At 45.8% G+C, this 9,831-nt stretch carries 8 protein-coding genes; 5 read left to right on the forward strand and 3 right to left on the reverse strand.

Annotated features, from left to right (window positions below):
- Nucleotides 1–9: 9 nt before the first annotated feature.
- From CIK88_RS01685 to CIK88_RS01705, 5 genes are all read left to right on the forward strand, one after another.
- Entirely contained in the window at nt 10–738 is a 729-nt protein-coding gene (locus CIK88_RS01685) for a leucine-rich repeat protein (protein WP_094434095.1), read from the forward strand.
- A gap of 58 nt (nt 739–796) precedes the next feature.
- Nucleotides 797–1,501 (forward strand): hypothetical protein, encoded by a 705-nt coding sequence (locus CIK88_RS01690; protein WP_144269562.1) that lies wholly within the window; start codon nt 797–799, stop codon nt 1,499–1,501.
- A gap of 75 nt (nt 1,502–1,576) precedes the next feature.
- The gene (locus tag CIK88_RS01695) at nt 1,577–2,851 is read left to right on the forward strand and encodes an exonuclease SbcCD subunit D (protein WP_094434099.1); all 1,275 of its coding nucleotides are present in this window, start codon (nt 1,577–1,579) and stop codon (nt 2,849–2,851) included.
- Nucleotides 2,848–6,297, forward strand: a complete 3,450-nt coding sequence (locus CIK88_RS01700; RefSeq protein ID WP_094434101.1) for an AAA family ATPase — start codon at nt 2,848–2,850, stop codon at nt 6,295–6,297. Before CIK88_RS01695 ends, CIK88_RS01700 begins: the two co-directional genes overlap by 4 nt.
- A 223-nt stretch (nt 6,298–6,520) precedes the next feature.
- Nucleotides 6,521–6,913, forward strand: a complete 393-nt coding sequence (locus tag CIK88_RS01705; RefSeq protein WP_144269563.1) for a hypothetical protein — start codon at nt 6,521–6,523, stop codon at nt 6,911–6,913.
- 147 nt (nt 6,914–7,060) lie between these two features.
- Here the strand turns inward: CIK88_RS01705 and CIK88_RS01710 are convergent, their stop codons facing one another.
- The 3 genes from CIK88_RS01710 to CIK88_RS01720 form a co-directional block, all read right to left on the reverse strand.
- Nucleotides 7,061–7,252, reverse strand: a complete 192-nt coding sequence (locus tag CIK88_RS01710) for a hypothetical protein (RefSeq protein ID WP_094391428.1) — start codon at nt 7,250–7,252, stop codon at nt 7,061–7,063.
- Nucleotides 7,253–7,267: 15 nt separating this feature from the next.
- The gene (locus tag CIK88_RS01715) at nt 7,268–8,017 is read right to left on the reverse strand and encodes a hypothetical protein (RefSeq protein WP_094434105.1); all 750 of its coding nucleotides are present in this window, start codon (nt 8,015–8,017) and stop codon (nt 7,268–7,270) included.
- A 160-nt stretch (nt 8,018–8,177) separates the two neighbouring features.
- Complete coding sequence (locus tag CIK88_RS01720) at nt 8,178–9,509, reverse strand: hypothetical protein (protein ID WP_094434107.1); 1,332 nt, start codon at nt 9,507–9,509, stop codon at nt 8,178–8,180.
- Nucleotides 9,510–9,831 lie beyond the last annotated feature (322 nt).

Consider the following 9,831-nt stretch of genomic DNA (forward strand, 5'->3'; position numbering starts at 1 on the left):
TATATAAGTATGAAGAAGCTTGTCAGCCCTCAGGGACTCATAGACGGAAAATATGAAGATCCCAATTTGTCAGAGGCAATCCACGAAAGAGTGGATAATAAACTCACAGTATCTTACCGTCATGACTTTGGGGAGGAAATCCAGGTTACTCCCCAATTATCCTACGAACTTGTCAATGGTCAAGTCACCCTCATCGAACTCTCTTATACTATAGAAAATCCAACTCCTGAACGGCTGGAGAAATTCTGCTTTGAGTGTGCGATTTTTTATCTGCTCAGCGGTTTCGAAGTGGTTTCAGAAGAAACCCCACGTGTGCGTATCCGTGTCACAGATCTATACGATATGGCAGGACTCATTTATGCCCTTGATTATCAGTCTGTCAGCTTGTATAATATTATGTGTCCCGTTGGTTTTAACGAAGACTCATTGCCGAAATACCCTGAAGTGATGGAGTGGGATACGCATGACGACGGAAGTCTTGATGAAGTTGACGATGAGGATGATGACCCCTTCGTTGTTGATGACAAGGGAGTGGCATATTCTGAAGATGGAAAGGTTCTGAAGTTCTGTCGTTGCACATTTAACGAGCCTTATTATGAAGTGCCTGACGGAGTGGAGGAAATAGAGGATTTCGCATTTTATTCTTGTCGTCACTATATTAAACTCTCCATTCCTCGTTCAGTCCGAACCATTGGTGGCTCCCTTTTCGCCAATGGCGGATATATCGTTATCAGATAAGATAGATTGTGTTTGTTGAAAGCTTTTGACATTTTTGATAAAATAATATATGAAAATTATGAAAATAGCAGGAAAGAGATTGGCAGAGATTATAAAGAAAAGTGTGGGAAGCACTCTTGTTGGACCATCATGGAAAGAGGTGCGTTATTTTCATCCTGAGGGGAAAGATATGCCTAACGGCTCTCATTATCAGCGTGGCTACTTTATTTGTGAATGTAAAACAAATGCAAGCAGTTTTGTTTTAGACGAAGAGGTTCATGATCTCCAATATGAGCAGGAAAGATACAGAGGTGGTGTCATTGTGTTTCCTACCGATATAAATGCTGCTGAAGTGGACGATAATCAGTTGTCTCATAAGATAAAGCGACTGATAACAGTCTTTAAATACCACCCTCAAAAAGATTCTATACTTCAAGGTGTTGTGAAGATATTTGACAACAAAGAAGAAAATTGCATCGGTGCATTCAGTGTCGGGCATTACTTTAAAGGCAAATACATCGGTGACAAGGGAAACGTGTATAATGAAAAATCAATAGCCATTGAAATAAACGGCCTCTCAAGCAAATCTTTGCTGACCATTGCAGCGATGATAGCTCGAAAACTGCGACAGGAAACGGTATTGGTAAAAGACTTGAATAAAAACAAAATCTATACCGCTGCTTCAATACCAGATGATGCTGCTTCGGATGCTGAGTCGGAAAAGTTAAGGAATGATTCAAAACCATTATGGGGCAAATCTTATATAATAGTAAAAAAAACGTAATAATTCAGCATGAATGCTATGATACAGCAGAGTTTTTGCTAACTTTGCGGAAATATTTCACTTATTTACGACCGAATGAAGATACTGCATACAGCCGACCTGCATTTGGGGCAGGTCATCTACCAGAACTACGACCGGAGTGATGAACATCGCCACTTCTTCCATCAGCTGGAACAATGGTGCGAGGAAGAAAAGCCAGACGCTTTGCTTGTGAGTGGCGACGTGTTCGACATTCAGCAACCGTCTGCCACAGTCAAGAAAGCTTTTACCGACTATTTCGTCCATCTGCATCAGGTATGTCCTCAGATGCACATCGTCATCACAGCGGGCAACCACGACTCCGCTTCACGCATCCAGGCAGACAGCTCGGTCTGGAAACTGGCCAATGCACACCTGATAGGCACACCTCCTGCTGTTGACAGTTTGGAGCAGGCTGACGGTTGGCAGCATCAATACATTATCAAGCTTGATCATGGCTATGTGGTTGCACTTCCCTATATGGCAGGTGAACGCAAAGGCATCATCCAGTCCATACTCGACAAGGTGACGGAGGACAATACGCTTGGCCTGCCTGTAGTGATGATGGCTCACCAAGCCGTCACTGGACTCGACATCACTGGTCATGGCTTTGACATCGGCACTTTGCGCACCATTGATTCTGATGCGATGGGGAGCGGTTTCGACTATCTGGCCTTGGGACATATTCATAAACCCCAGACCATCGGTCATCTGGAGGATGCAATGAGCGACGAGGTGTGCTATCATGCCCCTGTCATCCGCTATTCCGGCAGTGCCCTTCATGTCAGTTGTGATGAGGCCTATCCGCATACGGTCAGTCTTGTGGACATTGACCAACATCAGGGTAGGGTACAGATCCGCCAGCTTCGCATTGATGAACTGCGCCATTTCCATGTTCTCCCTTCAGACGGCACATCCTTCACTTCGGCAGATGAAGCCTTGGACGCCATAAAAGCATTTGTTGCAGAAGGCCAACGTGGCTATATCCGTTTCCGTTTCGACGTGAATACAGGCCTGCCGTCTAATTTCGGCCAGATGGTCTATGATGCGCTCCTTCCTTACGATGAAGAGTGGCGTTACAACCCAAAGATGTTGTGGACTGGTGTGAGCGCTGATGATGCATCGGAAAAGGAGAAACTGGTCTTTGAGGTAGCTGAGTTGCAACAGATGACCGACCCTATGGTGTTTATCGAGCGCACATTAAACCAATATCCAAACCTTGACCTTGACGATGTTCGTCAGGCCTTTGAAGAGGTGAAGGCAGAAATGCTGCTTTTGAGTGAAGAGAAACAGGAGAAGAAACGTCAGAAAACAAAATCCGTACAGCCATGAGATTGAAAGAACTGCATATCCGTAATATCGCCTCTATCGAGCGTGCCGACATTGACTTTGAGCACGGACTCAACGATGCCGTGACAGACACTCCTGCCTCTATCTTCCTGATTGCAGGTGATACGGGAGCTGGCAAATCCGTTATACTTGACAGTATTTCGATGGCTCTCTATAAGACCACCCCGCGAATAGATAATACTGCCAATAAGAAACTGAACTCATATACCGACAATGAGGGAGAAAGTCTTAACATCAACAGTCTTGAACAGTACACTCGTCTGGGCATCTCCGAGAAAGACGAGTGCTATAGTGAAGTGGTCTTCGAAGGCAATGACGGCAAAATCTATCATGCCCGTCTTACATTGGGAATGGTAAAGAGCAGAAAAAAGGACGCGGAAGGCCATTATATCATCAAGCACAACACTCCCGTCTGGCATGTAAAGACGGACGGTGACGACTGGACCAAAGCTGACGAACAAACCATTGAAAATGCTGTTGGACTCAACTTCCAACAGTTTGGACGCATGGCGATGCTTGCACAGGGGCAGTTTGCCAACTTTCTTACAGGAGACAAAAAAGAACGTGAGGATATCCTGGAGCAGCTGACCAACACGCAGCACTTCACTGCCTATGGTGAAGCCATCAAGAGCATCTTCGACAAAGCCAAGGCAGCGCAGACCACCATACAGACTCAATACGACACAGAGAAACCTCACACATTGAGTGACGAGGAGGTGGAACAGTTGACCAAAGACCAACAGGCTGACCTGCAACAGCAGGAAGCACTGGAACAGAAGATCAAACAGCAGGAAAACAAGCTGAAGCTGATTGATCAGGTGTTGCAAAACGAGAAGATACAGGAGGAAGCCCGACAGAAGAAACAATGTCTGGAAAACATCGTGGCTGGCGAGGAATATCAGCGGAACAGAGGTCTCTTCACAGACTGGGATGCTACCTCTGACCAGCGTCAGACTCTTGTCAGTCTCCAAAGAGCGGAGCGTGAAGAACAGGCGGTCAGAGGTGAACTTGAGGCTTCGCACAACCTTTTTTTGAAACTTTCTGCTGATCTCGTCGCCAGACGAAACCAACTGAAAGTACTGAATGATTCCATCAGTAAGACACAAGAGTGGATAGACCTGCACAGGCAATACGACGCGCTGTTTGCCAAGGCTGGCGAGATAAAATTGAAAATAGATCAGTATCTTTCCAATCTGGAGAAGGCCGCTGAGACAGACCGCTCTATTCAGGAAGAGAATGTAAAGACAGAACTTCTCAAAAAGGCAGACGAAGAGGCTGCAAAACAGGCAACGGAGGCAGACAGGGCCGTTAAAGCTAAAGAGGAAGAGATAGAGCGGCTGAATAGGCAATGCGCAGCCCTCAACCCACAGCAGATCAACGACCAACTTAGTCGGTCGGAAGCTAAAAAGCGCTCTCTTGAAGACCTTCGCAAACTTTACGACACCTTGTCGGCCAACCAAAAAGAAGCCGATGAACTCAGAAATGAGATGAAGGCAGGAAAAGCAGAATTGGCAAGGCTTCAAGAGGATAAGGAAAAAGCTGAATCAGACTTCCAGACGAAGAAAACCGAATCAGAGTTGGCTGACAAGCATCTGACAACCATGAAGATGAGCGTAAGCGACACCATTGTCCACTTGCGTCATCGCCTGCACGACGAACACACAGAGATCTGTCCGCTTTGTGGAAACAAGATTGACTATAGCCACCTCGAAGACGATTTCAAAGGTATTCTGACTCCTCTTGAACAAGAGCAGGAAAAGGCGGCTGCCGCACTTGTGGCTGCAACGCAACGGCGCGACGGGTCCAGAGATGCGTATCTCAAGTTATACGGAGCACTGCAGGGGAAAGAGCAGCAACTGGCGAGGGCTGACCAAAAAATCAAAGACGACCGTCACAGTATGGAGGTCATGGCAACAGAGATGGATCTGGACATCACCCAACTGCTCACTCCGCAGATTGCGCATGCGCTTACAGGTGTGCTCGCTGACATCGAAAGGCAGAAGGCCTCACAGAGAGACGTTGAACGGCTGCAAAAAGAGATCAACAAACTCTTCCAGGAGAAGAAACCCCTTGATGCTGCCAAGATCAATGCCGAGAAGGTGAAGGCCAAAGCAGAGAACGATGTAAAGACCAATGCAGAGGCGATTAAACGCTTGAAGATGGAGCACGCTGCGATACTTCAGAACTGTGAGCTTGCCAAGACAGAGATAGGTAAACTGCTCTCCGGCTATGCCGATGACTGGCAGGCAAATACCGATGCCACTTGCAAGAAACTGGAAGAAGATTCCAGGGAATATACTGCCCATCAGAAACAGTTGTCCGACGATACTGCAAAGTGCAACCAGGTTTGCACGCTGATTGATGCAATCTCAAAGATTTGCGACAATATCATTCTGTCGTGTCCAGACTGGCAGATTGCGGAGCAGCCTCAGTCCTATTCCTGCCGTGATATCAGCGCCGAGTGGACTGCGTTGATGGGCAGAGTGTCAACACTCACTTCGAAATGCAAAGAGTGCAGACAGACGATAGAGGGTTCCTGCCATGCGCTCAACAGCTTCTATCAAGAGACTGGCAAGACGGCAGAGGCGCTGTTTGCGCTGATGGACAAAGAGCATCAGGTGGCTGCCGCCCGAAAGTTTGTCGGCGATACCGACGCCCAGTTGAAGTCGCGCAACGATGCCATCGGCGATGCCCAAAAGCAAATCGACGATGCCCTTGCGGCACTTCACGTCGGCAGTCGTTCCGAACTGCCCGACAGGCAACAACTGGAAGGGCAGAAGGCTGCCGCCAATACGCTCCGCGACGAGATTCTGTCTAAGATAGCACAGACCAGAAGCCAACTTGAAACCCATCAGACCAACATTAAGAAACTGAAAGAGATTGAGTTGGAACTGGAAGCTGCTAAGCAGCGTTTCGCACGCTGGGATAATCTGAACCGCATATTCGGAGGCACCCGATTCCGCACACTGGTGCAGACCTATATTCTGCGTCCGCTGCTCAACAATGCCAACATCTATCTGGAACAGATAACCGACCGCTACCGGCTCACCTGCAGTGAAGACAACGAGCAGCTGAGCATCCTTGTGCTGGACCGTTACAACAAGAATCAGGTGCGTAGCGCCACCGTCCTCTCCGGAGGCGAGCGCTTCATGATATCCCTGGCACTCTCGCTGGCATTGTCCTCGCTCAATCGGCCCGACATGAACGTCAACATCCTCTTCATTGACGAAGGCTTCGGCACCCTTGACGAGAAGAGCCTCGACTCTGTGATGCAGACGCTCGAAAAGCTTCAGGAGATAGCAGGACAGACGAATCGCCGTGTGGGCATCATCTCTCACCGTGAAGAGCTCGAAGAGCGTATCCCTGTGAAGATACAGGTGATCAAGAAAGGTGAGGGGCGCAGTATGGTGGAGATATCAAATGCATAACCGATTCATAACCGTAAAGCAGAGGCTTTGAACCGCTGCCCCCTGCCTGATGATCAGGCGAAGACATCACATTTCAACGGTAACCATTATGAGCGGACCAGTATGGTTCGCTCTTTTTGTTTTGACGAGTCCGTCAGAGCCCCTGATGGGTTATAGGTATAAATTCCCCGTCTGGTTAGAAAACAAATCGTACTTTTGTATCATAATCAAAAAAACAAGAAAGATGATGATGAATTTATTGCTTGAAAGTGTGGTTGTGATAGTTCTTGAGTTTATAGCCAAATGTCTGCTTTGGCCCTTTATGATCGCTTTGTTCATAGTGTGCATAGCAATGATCCTGGCACTTATTGCCGGAATCGTATTTCTCGTAGGAGCGTTGATAAAAATCGCTATAGAGAAGATCGTCGAAGACTATAAGTCTGACGGCATATTAGGGGCATTGAAAACAATCCTCCTGATATGTTGCGGTGGCTTCGTATTAGTCCTTATTTTCCTTCCTGATATTATCGAGTGTTGGGAAAATATCACCAAAGGCTACAGGGTCTGGGAGGGTGATGTTGACGGCAAACACATCAAGATGCAAATGCGCAGAGGTCCCTTGTACGACGAAAAATAAAACCGCTGGGCTGCCCGTCAGCTGAGAAATGCCAACGGGCATGCATCAAAAAAGGCGAGGGGAGCAATATACTCCCCTCGCTGGTGCTTGGTCAGCGATCCAGCCGCCTGAACCTCGCAAGTCCGTTTCCTGACAGTTCTCCTTATTCTAAAGGAGAGTTGTCAGAATGTTACCATTGCCGACCACATGGAAAGTGGCGTCGAGGGTCTGGTTGCGTCCAGGGTCATAATAGCCAATGACATGAAAGTTGCTGTTGCGCAGACACTGGCGTCCGCTTGATTCTACGTCGATGTAACCCAAAACATGGTTGTTACGGTCTTTTAATGTTTGTCTAGACATAACTGTATAATTTTATTAAAACATATCATTGTCATAAGTGTTGTAAACATAAACGTCAACATATTCCTCGTCGTCTTCTATTTTGTCTTTGGGAACAAACTCGCCAGTATCTTCGACGATATAGCCCTCGACGCCGTCTTTGTGGAATACCACCTCTTCGTTGTCGTCCAGATCAACCTTGTCGTACTCCGGCACCACGACCTTTAAGGTGTTGAGATCGAGAGCGCCGTATTTTCCGTCACCCTCAAGGAGGACGAAATCGTTCCATGGCTCGTGGCATGCTGTAAGCACGTTAGGGACAAGCACCGTACCGTTGCCAGTGACAAGACCAAACTTATCCTTCATACCGTCCCAATAAGCCTGATACATCGTTGCGTAGGGATAGCAGACGAGCGCATCGAAACGGAAATCGGTGAAGACATGGTCAGAACCGTCGGCAGCAACGATGCCATACTTCCCGTCTTTCTTGGCGCCTAGCGTGGGATAGTCGAAGAGGTAGCGGTCGCCCACGAAAGTAAAATCTTCATAGTCTGCCGGAACCAGAATCTGTCCTACAGCATTCTTAACCCCTTTCTTGCCGGTGGCAGGGTCTGTAAACTTGTAGTTGGTCCAGTCGTAAGACGAGAAGAGCTTGTCCAGCCGCTCTTTGGCTTCGTCGCGAGCGTCATCGGAAAGTAGGTGTGCGTCATGCAGTTTCGCTTTCAGTTGTTCAATCTCATTCAGTTGATCTACAGTTGGTCTTGGTCTTTTCTGTTCTTCTTTCATTTTAAACTATTATTAATTAAAAATCTCGCTGCAAAGATACGAATCTATTCCGAACCAGACGGGATTTTTATACGTATAACGCATCGGGTGCGAATTATAATAGTTTTTTTCTCCCTGCTTCCGTTAAGTCAAAAAGAGCAAAAAGCCAATTTCCTTCATCTCACCTATAGTTAAACCGCCCTCTTGGCATATGGAGGTTGAGCTCCATAACCTTGGCAGCGTTCGGGGTAACATAACCAACTATCTGTTCCAGGGAAGGCAGGCCTCTCAGATATCGCGTCAGCAAATCATTGTCATCGATGATAATTCTATGATCAGGGATTCTTACTCGACGAATACTGATTTTTTTCTTCTTAGGACCTATATCCAACGCTTTTGTCTCTAAGCTACACCAATAAACAGATTTCAAGTCCATAGAACTTCTCTTTTCAATGGCATCTTGGGCATGAGTCCTGCTTACAGATATCTTATGTGAGTCTCTCGACATCGTATCCACCCACACATCACCGCCTGATCTGAATACCTCATCATAGATTTGTTTGATAACCAATTGGGAGGAGTTGAACGAGAAAAACTTTGTGGGTAGTCCCCCCACGGCCTTTTGGCAGAGAAGCGTTAGCAGATAAAACATCTTATCTCCGCGATAGCCAAAATTCAAAGGAAAGCTCTCTCCGTTATCCTTGACAACCAGTATGTCATAGTCGCCATTAGCATCAGCTTGTTTCTTCTTTTTCGTTGGCTTGACAACTATATTGAAGTTAGGTGGAGTGATATTCTTAACATGTTTTTTTTCAAAGTCTTGCAATTCAGGCTCGTCATTGTCAAACTCGGTGTGAATAAAGTCAGTGAATATAGCTTCCGATTCTTTCAAGCTGTTGTAATCAAGCGTATCCTTAATAATGATGTTAAGTTGATCTTTTTGCGGTCCATTTAGTTTGTTTACAAAACACCTGATAAATTGTTGGGCAACATTAATATCACCCGTGCAAGTCATGTGGGTAAAATGGTTTGACATGTCTATTAATTCCTTTAGATTGCCATTGAATATACTCATGACAAAATCACAAAACTCCTGGTTGCCGTATTGGAAAAAACGCCTGATAGTATTCACATAACTTTGACTTTTTCTGGAGCGGAGACCTGCCATAAATTGTTCCAGCTTGTAATTCATATAGTCAAAGTCATAGTTTTCCCCCTTAAAGAAAGTTTCTGTCATATAGCGGTAATCGCCCAATTTCATTGGCATCACCCTCGCAACAACATCCGAGTGAGTAATGAGGTTGTAGAGCTGCGGATCTACAGAATCATCCACTGACTGATGGGCAGAAGACGGCTCATACGGCAATAAGACAATATCGTAGGTCTTACTTTTCCTCTGCATCTCTTTGAACTGTTCCAAGTAAGGCTTCGTCTTTTCGTTGATAAAGATGAAAACCTGATTGGGATTTAAGTTTAACGCATATTTTTCCTCATTACATTCTATTGTTGTCATAACTCACAGATTTTATAATTGGTACAAAAATACAAAGAAAAGGGCAGATGGGCAAATTTCGGTTATCAAGATTGCCTTATTTTAACATAGTCCCTTCTTCGCGCGTGGTCAGATGCTGTTGTTATATCTATAAAAAAGGAAGCCTCAATAGTTTTATTTTCATAATTTTGCGACCAACATCAAAACATTATACCGCATTATGAAACAATTAAAGATTACCCCGGTTCGGGATAAGAAATAGTTTATAAAAAAGCTGGTAGTCTCATAAATATTTTGTACCTTTATAGGTGAAAATCAAATAGTTACAAAAATATTTAATATG

The sequence above is a fragment of the Prevotella sp. P5-50 genome, from assembly GCF_002251295.1.
Lineage (GTDB): Bacteria > Bacteroidota > Bacteroidia > Bacteroidales > Bacteroidaceae > Prevotella.